Annotated in this window: 18 protein-coding genes; 12 read left to right on the top strand and 6 right to left on the bottom strand. The window is 68.5% G+C overall.

Annotated elements, in window-relative coordinates; translation table 11 throughout:
- Positions 1-94: 94 nt before the first annotated feature.
- A complete protein-coding gene (locus QUV18_RS15510) occupies positions 95-730 on the bottom strand; it encodes a Crp/Fnr family transcriptional regulator (RefSeq protein ID WP_300894918.1) in 636 nt (211 codons plus the stop codon).
- A 103-nt stretch (positions 731-833) separates the two neighbouring features.
- Positions 834-1,922, bottom strand: coding sequence for a Hint domain-containing protein (locus QUV18_RS15505; RefSeq protein WP_300894917.1), 1,089 nt, complete (start codon positions 1,920-1,922; stop codon positions 834-836).
- Positions 1,923-2,232: 310 nt separating this feature from the next.
- Between QUV18_RS15505 and dapE the strand changes: the two genes are divergently transcribed.
- The 5 genes from dapE to QUV18_RS15480 all read left to right on the top strand — a co-directional run bounded on the left by dapE (position 2,233) and on the right by QUV18_RS15480 (position 7,234).
- Positions 2,233-3,381, top strand: a complete 1,149-nt coding sequence (gene dapE, locus QUV18_RS15500; RefSeq protein WP_300894916.1) for a succinyl-diaminopimelate desuccinylase — start codon at positions 2,233-2,235, stop codon at positions 3,379-3,381.
- Positions 3,378-3,803, top strand: a complete 426-nt coding sequence (locus QUV18_RS15495; protein WP_300894915.1) for a GNAT family N-acetyltransferase — start codon at positions 3,378-3,380, stop codon at positions 3,801-3,803. The genes dapE and QUV18_RS15495 overlap by 4 nt, the downstream gene beginning before the upstream one ends.
- A 23-nt stretch (positions 3,804-3,826) precedes the next feature.
- Positions 3,827-4,381, top strand: a complete 555-nt coding sequence (locus QUV18_RS15490) for a TIGR04282 family arsenosugar biosynthesis glycosyltransferase (RefSeq protein ID WP_300894914.1) — start codon at positions 3,827-3,829, stop codon at positions 4,379-4,381.
- A 579-nt stretch (positions 4,382-4,960) separates the two neighbouring features.
- The gene (locus tag QUV18_RS15485) at positions 4,961-6,136 is read left to right on the top strand and encodes an MFS transporter (RefSeq protein WP_300894913.1); all 1,176 of its coding nucleotides are present in this window, start codon (positions 4,961-4,963) and stop codon (positions 6,134-6,136) included.
- Positions 6,137-6,211: 75 nt separating this feature from the next.
- Positions 6,212-7,234: an aspartate-semialdehyde dehydrogenase gene (locus QUV18_RS15480; protein ID WP_300894912.1), complete on the top strand. Its 1,023-nt coding sequence runs from the start codon at positions 6,212-6,214 to the stop codon at positions 7,232-7,234.
- A 56-nt stretch (positions 7,235-7,290) separates the two neighbouring features.
- Here QUV18_RS15480 and QUV18_RS15475 read toward each other — a convergent pair whose 3' ends face one another.
- Entirely contained in the window at positions 7,291-7,761 is a 471-nt protein-coding gene (locus QUV18_RS15475) for a hypothetical protein (protein WP_300894911.1), read from the bottom strand.
- Positions 7,762-7,881: 120 nt separating this feature from the next.
- Here QUV18_RS15475 and QUV18_RS15470 point away from each other — a divergent pair, with 120 nt between their 5' ends.
- Both QUV18_RS15470 and QUV18_RS15465 read left to right on the top strand, forming a co-directional pair.
- Positions 7,882-9,519 carry a DUF4139 domain-containing protein gene (locus tag QUV18_RS15470; protein WP_300894910.1) on the top strand — a complete coding sequence of 546 codons (1,638 nt, stop codon included), beginning with the start codon at positions 7,882-7,884 and terminating at the stop codon, positions 9,517-9,519.
- Positions 9,516-10,286, top strand: coding sequence for a transglutaminase domain-containing protein (locus QUV18_RS15465; protein ID WP_300894909.1), 771 nt, complete (start codon positions 9,516-9,518; stop codon positions 10,284-10,286). Before QUV18_RS15470 ends, QUV18_RS15465 begins: the two co-directional genes overlap by 4 nt.
- A 15-nt stretch (positions 10,287-10,301) precedes the next feature.
- Here QUV18_RS15465 and QUV18_RS15460 read toward each other — a convergent pair whose 3' ends face one another.
- Complete coding sequence (locus QUV18_RS15460) at positions 10,302-10,952, bottom strand: carbonic anhydrase (RefSeq protein WP_300895001.1); 651 nt, start codon at positions 10,950-10,952, stop codon at positions 10,302-10,304.
- A 156-nt stretch (positions 10,953-11,108) separates the two neighbouring features.
- Here QUV18_RS15460 and QUV18_RS15455 point away from each other — a divergent pair, with 156 nt between their 5' ends.
- Complete coding sequence (locus QUV18_RS15455; RefSeq protein ID WP_300895000.1) at positions 11,109-11,483, top strand: hypothetical protein; 375 nt, start codon at positions 11,109-11,111, stop codon at positions 11,481-11,483.
- 91 nt (positions 11,484-11,574) lie between these two features.
- Here the strand turns inward: QUV18_RS15455 and QUV18_RS15450 are convergent, their stop codons facing one another.
- The gene (locus tag QUV18_RS15450) at positions 11,575-12,909 is read right to left on the bottom strand and encodes a tail fiber domain-containing protein (RefSeq protein ID WP_300894908.1); all 1,335 of its coding nucleotides are present in this window, start codon (positions 12,907-12,909) and stop codon (positions 11,575-11,577) included.
- A 235-nt stretch (positions 12,910-13,144) separates the two neighbouring features.
- Here QUV18_RS15450 and QUV18_RS15445 point away from each other — a divergent pair, with 235 nt between their 5' ends.
- From QUV18_RS15445 to QUV18_RS15430, 4 genes are all read left to right on the top strand, one after another.
- Entirely contained in the window at positions 13,145-14,524 is a 1,380-nt protein-coding gene (locus QUV18_RS15445) for a M17 family metallopeptidase (RefSeq protein WP_300894907.1), read from the top strand.
- 94 nt (positions 14,525-14,618) lie between these two features.
- A complete protein-coding gene (locus QUV18_RS15440) occupies positions 14,619-15,455 on the top strand; it encodes an NlpC/P60 family protein (RefSeq protein WP_300894906.1) in 837 nt (278 codons plus the stop codon).
- On the top strand, positions 15,452-16,435 hold the full coding sequence (gene speB / locus QUV18_RS15435) for an agmatinase (protein WP_300894905.1): 984 nt from the start codon (positions 15,452-15,454) through the stop codon (positions 16,433-16,435). The genes QUV18_RS15440 and speB overlap by 4 nt, the downstream gene beginning before the upstream one ends.
- Positions 16,432-17,286, top strand: coding sequence for a class I SAM-dependent methyltransferase (locus QUV18_RS15430; RefSeq protein ID WP_300894904.1), 855 nt, complete (start codon positions 16,432-16,434; stop codon positions 17,284-17,286). Before speB ends, QUV18_RS15430 begins: the two co-directional genes overlap by 4 nt.
- A gap of 11 nt (positions 17,287-17,297) precedes the next feature.
- On the opposite strand, the gene QUV18_RS15425 is transcribed toward QUV18_RS15430, so the two are convergent.
- Positions 17,298-19,232: a lytic transglycosylase domain-containing protein gene (locus QUV18_RS15425; RefSeq protein ID WP_300894903.1), complete on the bottom strand. Its 1,935-nt coding sequence runs from the start codon at positions 19,230-19,232 to the stop codon at positions 17,298-17,300.
- Positions 19,233-19,385 lie beyond the last annotated feature (153 nt).

Here is a 19,385-nt window from a genome sequence, read left to right as displayed (position 1 = left end):
CGTGTTCCAGTGACGCCGACCGATTAATGTTAACGTGTCCTAATGATTTGATCTGTACGATATCGTACTAATTCGAAAATCCAAGCCCCCGGCCTCATGCGTTCGGTAGAAGCGTGTCGTAGGCGCTGCGCACGCGGTCGTAGCACTCGCAGCTGGCCTTGCGCAGCCCCTTGTGATCGGTGACGGCCATCCGGCCGTGGGAATAGGTAATGAGCCCCTCCTCTCGCAACTCCGCCGCGACCTTTGACACGGTCGCCCGGCGCACGCCCAGCATGTGCGAAAGGAATTCGTGGGTCAGGTTCATGTGCTGGCCGTCGGCGCGGTCATGCATGGTCAGCAGCCAGCGGGACAGGCGCTGTCGCGCGTCATGGGCCCCGTTGCAGGCGCCGGATACCATGACCTGGAACAGCACCGCCTGCACGGTGGAAAACAGCACGTGGCGGAAGTATTCTTCTTCCAGCAGGCTGACGAAGCGCGCAGCGGGAAGTTTCAGGGCCGTACCGCCGACCTGGATTTCATTGACGGTCAGCTGGGTCTCGCGGCCGAGCGTCAGGTTGATACCGGTACAGGCCTCGCGCCCGATATTGGCCATCTCGATGGTCGAGCCGTCGCCATAGGTGGCCAGCACCGAGATGACGGCGGATTCGGGAAAGTAGACCGCGTTGGTCTTTTCCCCGACCTGGTGAAGCACGGTGCGGGCGTCGAATTCGACAAGCTCGCACTGTTCCATCACCTCCTTGCGCGTGGCAGGCGGTAATGCCTTCAATACCCTGTTCTGTGTTTCCTGCACCATGCGGTTTGAACGCAAGCGGACGGAATTTGGTTCCGGGGGGTCAGGCCGCGCGGCTGCTGGCGAGGGTCACGGCCTCGAACGGTTTGAGGATCGGCCATGCGGGCTGGGCATGTTCAGGCAGGCGGTTCCGGTCAAACCCCGCGAGAACACTGGCCGCCAGCGCGTCGGGCTTGCGGCGGATACGGCCGATGAGCAGGCTGGAGAGGGCGCAGCCCGAGGCGATCACCGCCTCGTGGCCGGGCAGAAGGACCTGGTAGTAGGTCACCATCGCGGGCCCCTTGGCCCAGAAGGCCGAGACATTGTTGACGAGGTGCCGGGCGGGGACGAGCACGGCTTCGCGCCCGAACATGTATTCCACGTCGGAGCCGCGCATCACCAGCTTCTGGTTGGGCGAGACCGCGATATCGCGGGTCAGGCCGAAATAGCCGGCACGCAGGCGGATCGGGTGGAAACTGCCCTTGGCGGGGACGGTGCGGCGGACGACCTGGAGCACCGGCACCTGTTCGCCCCGGTCGGTGATCACCACGTCGCCGCGCCGGATGCGGTGGACGGGTGTCTCGCCCATGCTGGTCAGGATCGGGGTCTGCGAGGTGAGCCCCGGCATCGGGGCGACCGGCTCGATCCGGTCGGAGACGGCGTAGAAGGTCACCTCGCGGTCCATCTCGGTCTGGCCGCGGCGGAGGGAGATCTCGCGCAGGTCGTCGAGCACCATGGGGCGCGAGTTGGGCAGATCGACGGAATGGGTGCTGTTGGGATAGGGGCGTTCGATGCTCAGCCGGCCGGTGCGGCCGGGGGCATCCCAGCTGTAGGTCAGGCGCACCACGTCGGTGCGGTCATTGTAGGGGCAGGGCAGGATGGCGGTGCGGGTGTCGTCGCCCTGCGCCTCGATCAGCACGACGCTGCCGCCGGGCAGGGCCTGGAGCGAGAAGGTACCGGACCACGGGTGCGAGCGGCGGAAGGCCAGCAGGGTCTGGGGCCGATTGTCGGGGGACAGGCGGGTTTCGACCAGCAGGGTGCCGCGGGGCAGAAGGCTGTCGGGCGGGAAGCTCTCGGCCGCGGCCGGCGCGCCGGCGGGGCCCTCGAGCGAGAACCACGCGGAATTGCGATCCGTGACGCCGATCCAGGTCATGCGCGGACCGGCGCGGGTGTTATCGGACACTCGACATTCTCGATCATGCCTGCTTGCCCCGTCCCTTTTTGGTCGAGGCAGGCACCATGGCCGTGGCCGGACGCGAATGCTGCGCCCATGCCCATCGGGACAGTGTCGGATTGTCCGCTCGGTCCCCGGCCTGTTGCGGCCAGTATGGTTTGCCCTGCCTCGGGTTGTTTATTGAGGGTTGCCTAGCAGATTTGTGCTTGATTGTTAAGCGTTATTCGCGAGGTTGAAGAAACCGGCCAGACCCTGTGACCGGTGCCCGACCCAGCCGAAAGGAGCCTGCATGACCCAGCCCACCGACCCTGTCGCCCTGACCGCCGAGCTTATCCGTTGCCCCTCGGTGACGCCGGAGGAGGGCGGCGCGCTGGCGCTGTTGGAGACCAGGCTCAGCGAGGCGGGGTTTGCCTGTGCGCGGGCCGACCGGAACGGGGTGGCGAACCTTTTTGCCCGCTGGGGTGAGAAAGGGGCGGCGAAGAGCTTCGGTTTCAACGGGCACACCGACGTGGTGCCGGTGGGGGACGAGGCGGCGTGGACCGTCGCGCCCTTCGGGGCGGAGGAGAAGGACGGTTTCCTGTGGGGACGGGGAGCGACCGACATGAAGTCGGGCGTGGCCGCCTTTGCCGCCGCCGCGATCGATTTCGTGACGCAGACGCCGCCGGAGGGGGCCGTGATCCTGGCGATCACCGGCGACGAGGAGGGCGACGCGGTGGATGGCACGGCGGCGCTGCTCGACTGGATGGCGGGGGAAGGGGAGCGGATGGATGTCTGCCTTGTGGGCGAGCCGACCTGCCCCGACCGGATGGGCGAGATGATCAAGATCGGGCGGCGCGGGTCGCTTTCGGCGTGGTTCACGATCACCGGGGTGCAGGGGCATTCCGCCTATCCGCACCGGGCGAAGAACCCGCTGCCGGCGATGGCGCGGCTGATGGACAGGCTGGCGAGCGAGACGCTGGACGAGGGGACCGAGCATTTCGATCCCTCGACGCTGGCGGTGGTGACGATCGACACCGGGAACCCGGCGACGAATGTCATTCCGGCACAGAGCAGGGCGACGGTGAATATCCGGTTCAACGATGCGCATGAGAGCCGGGGGCTGATCGACTGGATGCAGGGGGAGCTGGACCGGGTGACCGAAGAGTTCGGTGTGACCGGCGAGATGGTGGTGAAGGTGTCGGGCGAGAGCTTCATCACCCCGCCGGGCGCGTTGTCGGAGATGGTGGCGAAGGCCGTGGAGGCCGAGACCGGCGTGGTGCCGGTGCTGTCGACCACGGGCGGAACATCGGATGCGCGCTTCGTCAAGGATCACTGCCCGGTGGTGGAGTTCGGCCTTGTGGGCCAGACCATGCACCAGGTGGACGAGCGGGTCGAGGTGGAGCAGATCCACCAGTTGAAGGCGGTCTATGGCCGGATCCTGCGGGAGTATTTCGGGTGACCCTGGAGATCGGGCCGACGGAGGAGATTGCCGCCTGTGCCGCCTTGCGCCGGGCGGTGTTCATCGAGGAGCAGGCCGTGCCGGAGGACGTGGAGCAGGATGGGCGTGACGGTGAGGCGCGTCACGTGCTGGCGGTGCTGGACGGGGTGCCCGTGGGGTGCGGGCGGATATTGCTCGACGGGGCAGCGGGGAAGATCGGGCGGGTCTGTGTCTTGCCGGAGCAACGCGGGCAGGGGATCGGGCTGGCGCTTGTCGGGGCCTGCCTGGAGGTGCTGCGCGGGGTGCCGGGGGTGACCCGGGCGGAGCTGGGGGCGCAGAGCTACGCGATCGGGCTTTACGAGCAATTAGGGTTTACGGCGTATGGCCCGGAATTCGCCGATGCCGGCGGGCAGCCGCACCGGATGATGGGCCGCAGCCTGTGAGGGCGCGGCGGCAGGTCGTGGTGATGCTGAAGGAGCCGCGGGCGGGGCGGGTGAAGACGCGGCTGGGCCGGGAGATCGGGATGGTCGAGGCGGCGTGGTGGTTTCGGCACCAGACGGCAAGGCTGTTGCGGCGAGTGGAAGACCCGCGCTGGCGGTTGGTGCTGGCGGTGACGCCGGACCGGGGCGGGATGGCCAGCCGGGTCTGGCCCGGGCACCTGCCGCGGGTGGCGCAGGGCGGCGGGGACCTGGGACACCGGATGGGGCGGCTGCTCAGGGGAATGCCGCCGGGGCCGGTCTGCATCATCGGGGGGGATATCCCGGGGGTGCGGAAGGCCCATTTGGCCAAGGCTTTCAGGATGTTGGGTCAGAATGACGCGGTCTTCGGACCGGCGGAGGACGGCGGCTTCTGGCTGGTCGGGATGAAGCGCGTGGCGCGGCCGCCGGCGGGGGTGTTCCGGGGCGTGCGGTGGTCGACGGGGGCGGCGCTGGAGGACAGCGTGGCGAGCCTTTCGGGGTGCCGCGTGGGGTATTGTGACACGTTGCGGGATGTGGACCGGGCGGCGGATTTGGTCGGGTAGGGGGTGATTTTCCCGCGGGGTGAGAGGTGGGTTTCACCCACCCTACGGGCCGGGATTCCGACGTCGGTATTACGTCGGTATTTTGTCGGTATTGCGTCGGTGCGGGGGACCGGGCGGCGGGGTTACGGATTGGGGTGTTTTCGCTTTGTTGCGGGTCCGAGCCGGGGGCTCATGCGGGGCGAGGTCCAGGCTCGGGGGCCGGGACGGGTGGGGGTGTGGTCGAGGTCCCGGCTCGGGGCCGGGACGGGGTGTGGTTGTCTGGGGGCGAGAGGTTTGGTTTTGCCGCCGATGCGGTTTGGGACGCGCCCGGAACAGGGCCGCGCCTTGGCGTGGCGCCGATGGCGGGACGGGACCGACATCGGGGTATCGTTGCCGGTTGGCAGCGGCTCCTGATCTGCCCGCCCCGGGCCTGACCCGGGGCCTCTGGAGGGGCGAGGTTCCCGCTGGGGCGCCGGGGCGGGGCAGTGTGAGGCGAAGTCCCGGCTCGGGGGCCGGGACGGGTGGGGCAGGGTGCGCCGGGTGGGCTTGCGCCTTGCCGGTGTCCGTGCGACGTAACCGCGACCACAAGCGGAGTTGACGATGCGCGTGCGGCTTGCCGTTCTTTGCCTGGCCTACGTGCTGAGCCAGTTCTTCCGGGCCTTCCTGGCCGTTCTGAGCGAGCCGCTGGGCCGCGATCTGGGCGTTACGGCGGAGGACCTGTCCTTTGCCTCGGGCCTGTGGTTCGTGACCTTCGCGCTGATGCAGCTGCCGGTGGGCTGGGCGCTGGACCGGATCGGGCCGCGGTGGACCGCGTCGGTGCTGCTGGGGATCGGCGGTGGCGGGGGAGCGGCGCTGTTCGCGGTGGCGACGCAGGGCTGGCATATCGACCTCGCCATGGTGCTGATCGGGATCGGGTGTTCGCCGGTGCTGATGGCCTCCTACTACATCTTCGCGCGGCAGTTTCCGCCCGCGCGGTTCGCGACGCTGGCGGCGCTGATGCTGGGGGTGGGGTCGGTGGGCAACCTCGTGGCCTCCTACCCCATGGCTCTGGCGGCGGAGACGATGGGATGGCGGGCGGCGCTGCTGGGGCTGGCCGGGGTCTCGCTGATCGTCTCGGTCGGGATCGGGGCATGGGTGCGCGACCCGGAGGCGCCCGAGGGGGAGGCGAAGGGATCGCTGGCCGACCTCCTGCGGATGCCGGTCCTGTGGACGATCATACCGCTGATGTTCATCGCCTATGCCCCATCGGCGGCCATCCGGGGGCTTTGGATGGGGCCGTACCTGGCGGATATCCACGGGCTGGATACCGGGCAGGTGGGGCAGGCGACGCTGGTGATGGGGATCGCGATGATCGCGGGCACGCTGGCCTATGGCCCGCTCGACCGGGTGTTCGGGAGCCGCAAGTGGGTCGTGTTCGGCGGCAACCTTCTGGCGGCCATCTGCCTGTTCCTGCTTGCCGCGATGGCGGAGGGTGGCGTGGCCGCCGTGGTGGTGCTGTGCGCGGCGATGGGGTTCTTCGGCGCCTCCTTCCCGATGATCATCGCGCATTCGCGGGGCTTCTTTCCGCCGCATCTTGCGGGGCGGGGCGTGACGCTGATGAACATGTTCGGGATCGGCGGCGCCGGCGTGGCGCAGTTCGGCTCGGGGCCGCTTCATGCCGCCGTGACGGCGCAGGCCGGGGCGGGCGCGGCCTATGCGGTGTTGTTCTCGGTTTTCGGCGCGGTCTTGCTGCTGGGGCTGGTGATCTATCTCTTCAGCCGCGACTCGATGGAATGAGATAACCGCTTTCACTCGGGCCGCTGACACTGTATGGAGGCCGCCGTTGATCCATTCCGATCAGGAGTCTGAATTATGGGATACAAGGTCGTCGTCGCGGGTGCCACGGGCAACGTGGGCCGTGAAATGCTGAACATCCTGGCCGAGCGCCAGTTTCCGGTGGACGAGATCGCCGCGCTTGCGTCGCGCCGTTCTCTGGGCACCGAGGTGAGCTTTGGCGACAAGACCCTCAAGACCCAGGATCTCGACACGTTCGATTTCACCGGCTGGGATATCGCGCTGTTCGCCATCGGCTCGGACGCGACCAAGACCTATGCGCCCAAGGCCGCCAAGGCGGGCTGCGTGGTGATCGACAACTCGTCGCTATACCGTTACGACCCGGACGTGCCGCTGGTGGTGCCGGAGTGCAACCCCGAGGCGGTCGAGGGCTATGCCAAGAAGAACATCATCGCCAACCCCAACTGCTCGACCGCGCAGATGGTCGTGGCGCTGAAGCCGATCCATGACCGCGCCAAGATCAAGCGCGTGGTGGTGAGCACCTACCAGTCCGTCTCGGGCGCCGGGAAGGAAGGGATGGACGAGCTTTGGGATCAGACCAAGGACATCTACAACCCGACCCGCGAGATCGCGCCGAAGAAATTCCAGAAGCAGATCGCGTTCAACGTGATCCCGCATATCGACGTGTTCATGGAAGACGGTTCCACCAAGGAAGAGTGGAAGATGGTGGTCGAGACCAAGAAGATCATCGACCCGTCGATCAAGGTCACGGCGACCTGCGTGCGGGTGCCGGTGCTGGTGGGTCACGCCGAGGCGGTGAACATCGAGACGGAAGAGTTCCTCGACGAGGACGAGGCGCGCGATATCCTGCGCGAGAGCCCGGGCATCATGGTCGTCGACAAGCGCGAGGATGGCGGCTATGTCACGCCGATCGAATGCGTGGGCGATTACGCGACCTTCATCAGCCGCATCCGGCAGGACCCGACGATCGACAACGGGCTGAACCTGTGGTGCGTCAGTGACAACCTGCGCAAGGGCGCGGCGCTGAACGCGGTGCAGATTGCCGAGACGCTGGGCAACCGGGTGCTGAAGAAGGCCTGACCGGCGCGTCAAGAGAGGTAAGAAAGGGGCGCCTTGGGGCGCCCTTTTTGCGTGGGTCAGAAGGGTTCGATCACCTCGCAGTCTTCATCCCGAGGGGCGGGGGAGAGCATGCGCTCGGCCAGCCAGGTGTGGCTGTGGCCGGGGAAGGGGGCGCCGAAGCGGCGCATGAGGCGGGCATAGCTGAAGCCCAGTTCGGACGCCTTGCAGAGGCGGCGGCCGCCGGGGTGGTCGTGCAGGGCAAGGCCGCCGCCGGCGGCGCGGAGGGCATAGCCCTTGTCGCGCAGGCGGCGCTCGAGGTCGGGCCAGTCCCGCGCATGGGCGAGGTCATCTGCGAGGCGCGCGCGCAAGGGCGCGAGGAGCCGCTCATCCGCCCTTACGGGCGGCTTCGCGTTTCGGGTGCGGGTGATTTCCCTTGAAAGCAGGTCGCGGACGAGCTGGCCCACGGAGATGTCGCGCCTTGCGGCCAGCGCATTGGCCGCGCGGTGCAAGTCGTCATGCAGGAGAATCTCGATCCGGGTTTCGCTCATTCCCCGATCAAACACCGGGTTTGATAAAAAATGCGTAAATTTGCGCAAGCCCGCCAAGAACCTTGTCTTCGGACGCGTCTAACGGAGATAGTCGACACGAAACACCCAGGAGCTTTCCCCATGCAACGTCTCGCTTTCGCCCTTGCCCTGTTGCCCACGGCCGTGCTGGCCGAGGATATCCCGCTGGCCAGTGACGTCACCGGCGTCACGCTTTACCCCAACGGCGCGACCGTGACGCGCCGGGTGCCGTTCAGCGCGCCGGCGGGGGCGCATCAGCTGGTGCTGACCGACCTTCCGCGCAGCACGCCGCTGGCCTCGGTCCGGGTGGCGGTCGAGGGGGCGCAGATGGGCAGTGTCAGCACGCGCAACGATTTCGTGCCGCCGCGGACGGAGGAGACCAATGCCGCCATCGAGGCCGCGGAGGACCGGGTCGAGCTTCTGGAAGAGGAGTTGCGGAACCGGGAGGCGGCGATCGAGTCGATCCGGCTGGAGGCGAAGGCGGCCGAGGCGCGGGTGGACTTTCTCGAGTCGCTCGGCAAGGGCGAAGGCGTGGCGGCGCTGGATGTGGAGAAGCTGATGGCGCTGTCGGAGATGATCGGCAGCGAGACGCTGGAAGCGTTGCAGGCCGCGCAGGGCGCCAGGCGCCGGGCCGAGGCGGCGGCAAGGGATCTGAAGGACCTGCAGGAGGATCTGAGGCGCGCGCGGCAGGCGTTGGCGGCGCTGGTGCCGGAGCAGGAGGACCGGGCGATGCTGGCCGTGGCCGTTCGGTCGGACGCGCCGGCGGAGGGCATGCTGACGGTGACCTACAATATCTACGAGGCGGGGTGGCAACCGGTCTATGATCTGCGGCTGGAGCGGGACACGGGCGACCTGGATATCGAGCGCGGCGCGCTGGTCTACCAGCAGACCGGCGAGAACTGGAGCGACGTGGCGCTTACGCTGTCGACGACGCGGCCGACCGAGCAGACGGTGCCCGGCGAGGTGTGGCCGTGGCTGCGGCGGATCTTCGACCCCGAGGTGCCCGTGCCGATGCCGAAGCCGCTGGTGCGCGCCGAGCCGGAGGCGGGCTATGCCGCCGACGCCGCGATGGAAGAGGCGCTGGTGGAGGCGGCGCCGGTGCAGGCGGCGGCGCAGTTCGACGGGCTGTCGGTGACCTACAGCTATCCGGAGACGGTCAATGTGGCCACGGGCGCCGACAACCTGCGGATCACGCTGGGCACGCTGGAGGCCGAGGCCGAGATGGTGGCGCAGGCGGTGCCGCTGACCGACACCAATGCCTATCTCATGGCGGAGTTCACCAACGAGGCCGAGGAGCTGATCCTGCCGACGCACGAGGCGAGCTTCTACCTCGACGGGCGGTTCATCGGGAAGCGCCCGCTGGACCTGATCCCCGCCGGGGGCGAGGCGGAGCTGTCCTTCGGGCCGATCGAGGGGCTGCGGCTGGAGCGCACGGTGCTGGGCCGGAACGAGGGGGATCGGGGCATGATCTCGCGCTCGACCGAGCTGACCGAGGAGGTGCGGATCGAGATCGAGAACCTGACCGGGGAAGCCTGGCCGATGCGGGTGCTCGACCGGGTGCCCTATTCGGAGCAGGAAGACCTCGAGATCGATTGGAACGCCGCGCCGCATGCCTCGGAGATGGACGTGGACGGCAAGCGCGGGGTGCTGGCGTGGGAGTTCGAGATCGCGGCGGGCGAGGAGAAGGAGATCACCCTGACGCATACGCTGGAATGGCCGGAGGGCATGGTTCTGCAGTGACCGGGGGCGATCTTCTCGATCCCGGCGGGCGGGAGCACCTTTTTGACGGGCTCGACCCCTCGCCCGCCGCGCTGTGCGGGGTTCTGCACGGGGTGATGATCCACGATCATTTCGGTGCGGTCTGCTACCCCGCGGTGCCGCCCGGCTTCGCCGATGCCTCGCGCGTGACGGTGCCGGTGGCGGTGCGGCTGGAGCAGATCGACAGGGGCGGGGCCGGGCTGGCACAGCGGCCGCCCGAGCAGCGCATCGTCGGCACCTGCCGCGACTTTGCCCTGATGTTCTGTGCCATGGCGCGGCATCACGGGTTGGAGGCCCGTCTTCGGTGCGGTTTCGCCGCCTACCTCGATCCGCCGGGGTGGGAGGATCACTGGGTTGCCGAGTATCGCGGGGCCGAGGCGGAAACCTGGGCACGGGCCGATGCGCAGATCGACGGGGCCCACATGGACCATCTGAAGGTCGGCTTCGATCCCGCGAGGCTTCCGGCGGGGGCGTTCCTGACGGGATGCGAGGCCTGGGCCGCCCTGCGCCGGGGAGAGGCCACGGCGGAGACGTTCGGCCACGGCAGCGCGCGCGGGGCGTGGTTCGTGAAGGTCAACCTGATGCGAGACCTGCTCTGCCGCCAGGGGCGGCCGGTGTCGGACTGGGACCGGTGGCGGGAGGTTGCGCCCGATGACCTGCACCGCGCGTTGCCCGATGCGTTGTGCGACAGGCTGGCGGAGGCGCCCCATGACATCCCGGCGCCGCCGCTTGGCGGCCGCGCCGGTTGAGCGGTCCGCCCCCCTTCAGATCGCCTCGAACACGTTCTTCCCGGCGTTGTACTGTTCCACCCCGCCCTCGCCGATATCGTGCCAGAGGCCGTGGAGGGTGAGGTCGCCCTTGTCGACGGCCTCCTTCACGAAGGGGAAGGTCATCAGGTTTTCCAGCGACACGAGGATCGCCTGTTTCTCGAGCGCCTTGGTGCGCTCGGTCTCGTCCTTGATCTTCTTCACCCGTTCGTAGCCGGGGCGCAGGATGTCCATCCAGCGGCCGACGAAGCTGGTCTTTTCCTCGAGTGCCGGGGCCTTGCCCGAGCACATTTCCTCGCAGCCCTTGACGCCGCCGCAGTTGGAATGGCCGAGCACGATGACATGCGCCACCTTGAGCGCGGTCACCGCGTATTCGACCGCCGCCGAGGTGCCGTGCTGGGCGCCGTCGGTGACGTAGGGGGGCACGAGGTTGGCGATGTTGCGGTGCAGGAAGAATTCGCCCTGGTCGGCGCCGAAGATCGAGGTGACATGCACGCGGCTGTCGCAGCAGCTGATGACCATGGCGCGTGGGTGTTGCCCCTGTTGCGCGAGATGGCGATACCACGCCGCGTTGTCCTTGTACTTGGTGGCCTTCCAGCCGTGGTAGCGTTCGACGAGATAGCCGGGCAGTGGCCGCGCGTTCTCCATGACGTCCCTCTTTCGCATCTGGTCTCAATCCGCGGTGATAGCCCGAATTCACCTAAGATTCGAGCGAGAAATCACCCGCGGCGCAACCCTTTGGGAACCGCGATCGGCGAAAACGGCGTCCGGGCCTTGGGGGGCTTTGGAATATGGGGTGTGACCGTGGAGCATGTGACGCTGTTGAAACAGAGTGAGAGGGTGCGGCTTGATCCGGACCGGCTGGACGAGCTGTACCTGCAGCTTGGCCAGCAACAGGCCGAGGACGTGGTTTGCCGGGCGCTGGAGGAGCTGGCGGCGCGGCTGACCCATGTCGAGCGGTTCTACAGGCAGGGCAAGACGCGGGAGATGCGCAAATGTGCCCGCAGCCTTGGGGCGATTGCCGGTCAGCTTGGCATGGATGCGCTGGCCCGGGTGGCGCGCGACGTGGGCGGCTGTTCGGAGGCCGGCGACGCGGTGGCGCTGGCGGCGGTGCTGGCGCGGCTGTTGCGGGTGGGCGAGATGTCCCTGACCGAGATCTGGGACGTGCCGGCCTATTGAGGCGAAAGGTAAAGGGCCCGACACCTTCGTGCCGGGCCCTTGCCGGTGACGTGCTGAGTGTGAGCGCGTTACCCGTATTGGTCGGTCGGTCTTACTCGGCCAGCGCCTCGAGCCGGGTGCGGAGTTCTGCATTCTCGGCCTCGAGCCGGGCCGTGCGGTCCTGCAGCGCGTCGGTGCGGTGGGCGAGCGCCTGGATCGCCGCCAGCGCGACACCGCTGGCATCGAGCGTGGCGATGGTGCGTTCGGAATCACCGGTGTTGAAGATGCGGTGGAAATCCTCGGCGAAGGGGCCGATATGGCGGATATCCTCGGCGTCCTTCCAGCTCCAGTGCGCGACCGGCAGGGCGGTGACTTTCTGCAGGATGTCGGAATGGTCGACCGGCGAGATCGCCGTCTTGCGCGCCCGGCTGGAGCCCTGGCTGAGCGAGCCGGTGATCGACAGGTTTCCGTTGGCGTCGAGCGACATTTCAGGGCCGTCGCCGTCGACGATGTTGTAGCGCAGTTCACCATCGGCGCCGGCATCGGTGAAAGTCACGTCGGCGCTGCTGTTCGGCGAGGCGCCGTTGGCCGTGAGCCTGAGGTTGTTGAAGGTTTCCGAGGACGTCAATTCGAGCGAGCCGTTGTGGTCGAGCGACATCTCGGGCCCGTCGCCATCGACGATGTTGTAGCGCAGCTCGCCCGAAGCGCCGCCGTCGGTATAGGTGATGTCGACCGACTGGTTGGGGTCGGCCGTCGTGGCGGTCATGCGCATGAAGACGTAGCTGTCGCCGCGTTCGATCTCGAGCGGGGCCAGCGGGTTGGTCCCGGCGCCGATGCCGACATCGCCGGCGGCGTCGATCACCAGCGCCTGGCTTGGGGCGCCGCCGGTCATGATCCGGAAGGGCAGGGTCGAGCCGCTGGTCGCGTCACGGATGAAGAAGCTGGTTTCGTTGCCGGCAATGTCCCATGTCTGGGCGGCGAAGCCCGAAGAGGTGTCCTGCTGCAGGCGGAGGGTCGGGGTGTTGCCTGTCTTGACGTCGATTTCGACAGCCGGGACCGAGGTGCCGAGGCCGAGGTCACCCTGGCTATCGACGTAGAGCGCGTTGGCCCGGGCGCCGGCATCGACGCGGAACACCTGCCGGTTGGCGGAGCGGTCGACGACGGCGAAGTAGTTGGCGCCGCCATTGTCGGTATCGTTGGCGTGGAGCCCCCAGTCGTTCCTGGGGAAAGAGCCCGAGGCCGACGTGTCGTCGAAAAAGACCCGGAGGTTGTTTTCCTTGAGGATGACCGTGTCGAACCCGAAGGCTTGTCCGAAGACGCAGTCGAATCCGACGCAGAGACTTCCGTCGATATAGACATTGCTTGAGAAGTTCGGCCCGGCGGCGTGGGCCTGCATGGCGCAGAATGTCGAAACGGTGGTGGCTAGCAGGAGGGCGCGGCGGTTCATGAGAAAACGTCCTTTTACAATTCAGGTCCCGACCCGTGCGTCGTTTCGCCGGATGCCCGGAAACCGGGCAGGTCGGATAAAAGAGCGTACCACAGGTTTCCGTCGCGTCAAAGCCATTCCGGTGCGCTGGCGCGCATGGCCCTGGCCTGTCGCTTCGCCGACGGAAGGGCTTGCAGGCGCGGCGCGGGCGGCTAGGCTGTGGCCGACGCAGTGACCTGACCGGAAAGTTTTGCCCATGTCCTTCGAATTCGCCCCGGCCGACGCGCCTGCCATTCCGCTGCACGTGATCGGGCAGGAGGAGGTGGAAAGCTGGACCGGGTCGCAGCCCGAGCGCGTGGCCGGCTGGGTCCGGGCGGCCGGGTTCAGCGGGGCGCTTGGCGCGACGCTGCTGGTGCCGGGCGAGGACGGTCGGATCGCGATGGCGCTGGCCGGGTACGGCACGGAACAGGCGCGGGCGCGGGGGCGGTTCCACCTGGCCGGGGCGGCGGCGGCTCTGCCCGAGGGGGCGTACCGGCTGGAGGGCTTGCCGAAGGAGCGCGCGGCCGAGGAGGCGCTGGGCTGGCTGCTGACCGCCTACGCGTTCGACCGCTATCGCGACCAGTCGCCGGCAAAGGCGCGGCTGGTGGCGCCCGAGGGGGTCGATGCCGCGCGGCTCGAGGCGATTGCCGAGGGCGAGGGGCTGACCCGCGACCTGATCAATACGCCGGCCTCGGACATGGGGCCGGAGGCGCTGGAGGCCGCCTGTACCGGGCTGGCCGAGGCCTATGGCGCGGAAATCGACGTGGTACGGGGCGAGGACCTGCTGGAGCAGAACTTCCCGATGATCCACGCGGTGGGTCGGGCCGCGGGGCAGGCGCCGCGGCTGATCGACATGCGCTGGGGCAGCGAGGGCCCGGCGCTGACGCTGGTGGGCAAGGGCGTGTGTTTCGACACCGGCGGGCTGAACCTCAAGCCCGGGGCCAGCATGGGCTTGATGAAGAAGGACATGGGTGGCGCGGCGACGGTGCTGGGGCTGGCGCGGATGATCATGGCGCTGGGGGTGCCGGTGAAGCTGCGGGTGCTGGTGCCGGCGGTGGAGAACTCGGTCTCGGCCAACGCGTTCCGGCCCGGCGACATCCTGACCGCGCGGAACGGGCTGACGGTCGAGATCAACAACACCGATGCCGAGGGGCGGCTGGTGCTGGCCGATGCGCTGAGCTTCGGGGCCGAGGACGACCCGGACCTGATGATCTCGATGGCGACGCTGACCGGGGCGGCCCGGGTGGCGGTGGGGCCGGACCTTGCGCCCTATTTCACCGATGACGGCGATTTCGCCGCGACGATCGATGCCGCCGGCGCGGCGGTGGCCGACCCGGTCTGGCGGCTGCCCTTCCATACGCCTTACGAGGCGCTGATCGAGCCGGGCATCGCCGATCTCGACAACGCGCCCAAGGGGGGCTTCGGCGGCGCGATCACCGCCGCGCTGTTCCTGCGCCGTTTCGCCGGGGGCACGCGCTACGCGCATTTCGACATCTACGGCTGGAGCACCGGCAACGGCCCGGCGCGGCCCAAGGGCGGGGTCGGCATGGGCGCGCGGGCCCTGCTCGAGGCGCTGCCCGGGATCATGAAACTGTGAGGCGGACCATGGCTTCTTCTTGGGCAAGATACTCCGGGGTGAATTGGTCCCGGACATCGTCCGGGGCCAAGAGGGGCAGCGCCCCTGATCTGCCATGACCGACCCGCGCCGACACCCCGCCAATGGCCGCGTCGCCGCCCTGCGCCTGCGCGGCGAGGTCGAGGCGCAGGGCTTCACCGAGGGCGTGCCGGCCCGGGTGGTGGTGCCGGTGGCCGACCTGCTGCGCGCCCCCGGCGGGCCGCGCGACCGCCAGTTCCTGCTGGGCGAGGAAGTGACCGTCTACGAAGAGCGCGACGGCTGGTCCTTCGTCGAGGCGTCGCGTGACGGCTACACCGGCTACCTGCCCGCCGCCGAGCTTTCGGGCGTGCAGGCGCCGACTCACCGGGTGACGGCGCGGGCCACGCATCTCTACCGCATGGCGGATTTCAAGACGCGCGAGCTGGCGGCGCTGAGCCACGGGGCAATGCTGACGGTGACGGGGCAGGAGGGGCGGTTTGCCGTGACGCCGCTGGGCTACGTGCCGTCGATGCACCTGTCGCCGCTGGAGGAGGTGGCGGACGACCCGGTGCGCGTGGCCGGGCTGTTTCTTGGCACGCCATACCTGTGGGGCGGGAACACGAGCTATGGGATCGACTGTTCGGGGCTGGTGCAGATGGCCTGTCTCGCCTGCGGCATCGATTGCCCCGGAGACAGCGACATGCAGGAGGCGGAGCTGGGCCACGCCCTGCCCGAGGATGCGCCGCTGGAGCGGGGCGACCTGCTGTTCTGGGAAACCCACGTGGCGTGGGTGGTTGACCGGGACACGTTGTTGCACGCCAATGCCTTCAGCATGGCCGTGAGTTACGAGCCGCTCGAAGCGGCGGTACACCGGATCGAGGCGCAGGGCGATGGCCCGGTGACCTCGCGCCGAAGACTGGGAGATCCAAGATGAGCGATCCGTTCTTTCACCCCGTATCGGGGTTCGACCTGCCGCGCTTTGCCGGGGTGCCGACCTTCATGCGCCTGCCCTACGTGCCGCCCGGGCACGAGCGGTTCGGCGACGTGCAGGTCGGGCTGATCGGCGTGCCGTGGGACAGCGGCACGACGAACCGCCCCGGCCCGCGCCACGGGCCGCGGCAGTTGCGCGATGCCTCGACCATGATCCGGGCCCAGCACGCGACCAGCGGGATGCGCCCGTTCGAGACGGTGAACTGTGCCGACCTTGGCGACGTGGGCCCGAACCCGGCGGATATTCAAGACAGCATGGAGCGGATCACCGCGTTCTACGACAAGGTGATGGCGGCCGGGATCGTGCCGCTGACGGGCGGGGGCGATCACCTGACCTCGCTGCCCGTTCTGCGGTCGGTGGCCAAGGAGGGCCCGGTGGGGATGGTGCATTTCGACAGCCATACCGACCTGTTCCATTCCTATTTCGGCGGGACCATGTACACCCATGGCACCCCCTTCCGCCGGGCGGTGGAGGAGGGGTTGCTGGACCCCAAGAAGGTGGTGCAGATCGGCCTTCGCGGCACGATGTACGACACCGAGGACCGGGATTTCGCCGAGGCGAACGGCATCCGCCTGATCCTGATCGAGGAGTTCCACGCCCGCGGCGTGGCGGACGTGATGGCCGAGGCGCGCGAGATCGCCGGCAGCGGGCCGACCTACGTGAGCTATGACATCGATTTCGTCGACCCGACCTTTGCCCCCGGCACCGGCACGCCCGAGGTGGGCGGCCCGAATTCCTTCGAGGCGTTGCAGGTGGTGCGGGAACTGGAGGGCCTGAACATCGTCGGCGCCGACATGGTCGAGGTCTCGCCGCCCTTCGATCCGTCGGGGGGCACGGCGTTCCTTGGCGTGTCGATCATGTTCGAGCTGCTGTGCGTGATGGCCGGGAAAATGGGGGCCGGGAAAATGGCGGCCGGGGCATGAGCGAGGGGCCGAACCGGGAGCAGGCGGAGTTCTGGTCATCCGACTCGGGCGAAAAGTGGGTGCGGAATGCGCGTGTGCTCGACGCCGCGATGGCGCCGGCGCTGGAGCGTGTCCTGGAGGCCGCGGCATTGCAGGCGGGGGAGCGGGTGCTCGATATCGGCTGCGGCACCGGGGCGAGCACGCTGGCGGCTGCAGGACAGGTCGGGCCGGGGGGCCGGGTGACGGGGGCCGATATCTCGCCAGTGATGCTGGAGGCGGCGCGGCGGCGCGCGGACGAGGCCGGGTGTGATACCGTCGATTTCCTGGTGGCGGATGCGCAGACCCACGGGTTCGAGCCGGGCGCCTTTGACGCGATCATCTCGCGCTTCGGGGTGATGTTCTTTGCCGACCCGGTGGCCGCGTTTGCCAACATGGCGCAGGCGTTGCGCCCCGGCGGGCGGATGCACGTGATCTGCTGGAGCGGGATGGCGCGGAACCCGTGGTTTTCCCTGCCACGGCAGGCGGCGGTCGACCGGCTGGGCGAGGTGGCGGCGGGCGATCCGCGGGCGCCGGGGCCAACGGCATTCGCCGAGCTGGACTACGTGCGCGGGATCCTCGAGGGTGCCGGTCTGAAGGCGGTGACCGCCGAGGAGGTGGAAGTCGACCTGACGCCGATGGGGACGGTGAAGGAGGTGGCGAAGTTCGCCGTCCATCTCGGCCCGGCGGCGCGCGTGCTGATGGAGAAGGGCGGCACGGCCGAGGACAAGGCGGCGATGGTCGACGCGCTGGCCGGCGAGTTCCAGGCCTATGCCACGCCGGAGGGCGTGCGCGTGCCGGCGGTGCTGACGCTGTACGGAGCGCGGCGGGGGTAAGGCGTTTCGCCTTAATCCAGCGCCAGCTTGCGCAGGGTCTGGCCCGAGAGTTCCTCGGAGAATGCCACGGGCAGCGGGTCTTTCCCCAGCCGGGCGCGGTAGATCGGCAGGCTTTCGGCGACGCGCATCACGTAGTTCTGGGTTTCGCGGAAGGGGATGTGTTCGATCCAGTCGACGATATCCACCTCGCCCAGCCGCGGGTCGCCGTATTCCTTCATCCAGCGCAGCGGGCGGCCCGGCCCGGCATTGTAGCCGGCCGCGACCATCACGACGTTGCCGTCGAAGCGGTTGACCAGCTCGGCGAGGTAGGCAGAGCCGAGGGTGGCGTTGTATTCCCAATCGGAGATCACGCGCGCGCCGGAATGGGACATGCCGAGCGCGCGGGCCATGTCGGAGGCGGTGCCGGGCATGAGCTGCATCAGCCCCTGCGCGCCGGCGCCGCTCTTGACGCGGTGGTCGAACTCGCTTTCCCGGCGGGCGATGGCGAGGGCCAGCTCGGCCGGAACCGGCAGGTCCATCTTCCGCATCGGGTGAAGCGCGTAGTAGGGGCCGGGCACGACGAGGCCGCGCTGGGCCGCGGCCTTGCCGACCATGACCTCGAGATGCGGCTCGCCCAGCGTGTCGAGCGCGTGGCCGAGGCGGTTGATCTCGTCGACCTCGAGCGTGTCGGTGAGGGCGGTGAAGAACTGTTCGGCGAGCGACAAGCGGTCGGTCTTGAGAAGCAGCACCCCGGCCTTGAAGAGGGCGGATTGCGCGAAGTCGGCATTGCGCCAGTCCGGGTCGGAGGGCACGCCCGCGAGCGCCGGGTCGGGCGGGACGCCGCCCTTCTCGGCGGCGAGCAGGCCGTAGAAGCTGGTCTGGTATTCGCCGCCGAAGGCATAGGCGAGCTGTGCGGCCTCGGGATCGCCGAGCGCATCCTGCGCCCGCCCGATCCAGTAGCCGGCGCGGCCGAGCGAGATGGGCGTTTCCACCGCCGCGCGGAAGCGCTGGAAATGGTCGAGCGCGAGGTCGGGCGCGTCGAGATAGGTCAGGGCCAGGTAGCCCGAGAGCCACTCGAGATCGGCATAGTTGGAGCCGTCGACGAGCTGGTGAATGGCGGCGAGCTGGTAGGCGGTTGCGATGTCGCCCTCGCGCATCTTGTCGCGGGCGAGGTAGCGCCGCCAGCCGGCCCAGCGGTCGGGCTCGCCCAGGCCGTTTTCCATGCGGCTCTGAGCCAGCATCAGCTTGATCGCCTCGTCGCTCTTGCCCGACTTGATGTGCTGGTTGAAGCGTTCGTAGGCGATGCCGGCATCCTTGGCCCCGCCCTCGGGGAGTTCGCTGTTCTTGAGCGAGACGCCGCGCTCGATCTTCTGGCGGGCCTCGGCCAGGGCGCGCGACTTCTTGTCGACCAGCGGCAGCATCTGCTGCACGTCGCGCAGGCCCCGCCAGAGCGCCATCTGCAGCCGCGCCTCGTGATGCGGTTCGAGCAATTCGTCATAGGCGTCGAGGAAGGCGTCATGCTCGGCGGTCGATAGGTCCATCGTGTGCCAGGCCATGACCACGGTCGCCTCGGCCTCGCCCTGCTGGCCGCGGGCGGTCAGGGCGCGGGCGAAGTTCAGCACGCCGTCGCCGGTCTGGGGGCGGTAATCCTCGTAGAACTCGAGCACCGTGTCGAAATCGGCGTGGGCCACGACCTCTTCGCTGCGCTTGCGCAGGTAATCGATGCCGGGCCAGTCGGGATGGGCGTCAAGGAAGGCCATCACCTCCTCCGGCGTGCCGCGGCCCTCGCGCAGGCGAATCCACTCGACCAGCGCCACGGCGGCGGGCCCGTCCCGTTCGGCGATGCGAGAGGCGTTTTCCCAACGGCCGTTGGCGATGGCGCCGAAGGCGAGCTGAAGCGGACGGGGGGCGATTCGCACCTCGTCCTCCTGTGCCGCCGAGGCGGCGGACAGGGTGAAAAACGTCAACAGGACAACAAGGCAGCGCAACATGGCTTGCATTTCCGGCCCATGCAAAGGATAGACACGCCCAGCCTAAGCGCGCGGCGCAGGACAAGTCCATTCACAACCTTGGCAGATGGGCGCCTTGCCGCTAGTGTCGCGCGCGTTTCACCGGGCCTT

Source organism: Roseovarius sp., from assembly GCF_030373445.1.
Classification (GTDB): domain Bacteria; phylum Pseudomonadota; class Alphaproteobacteria; order Rhodobacterales; family Rhodobacteraceae; genus Roseovarius.
The sequence above is the reverse complement of the archived record's forward strand: the minus strand, read 5'-3'. Positions and strand labels throughout refer to the sequence as shown.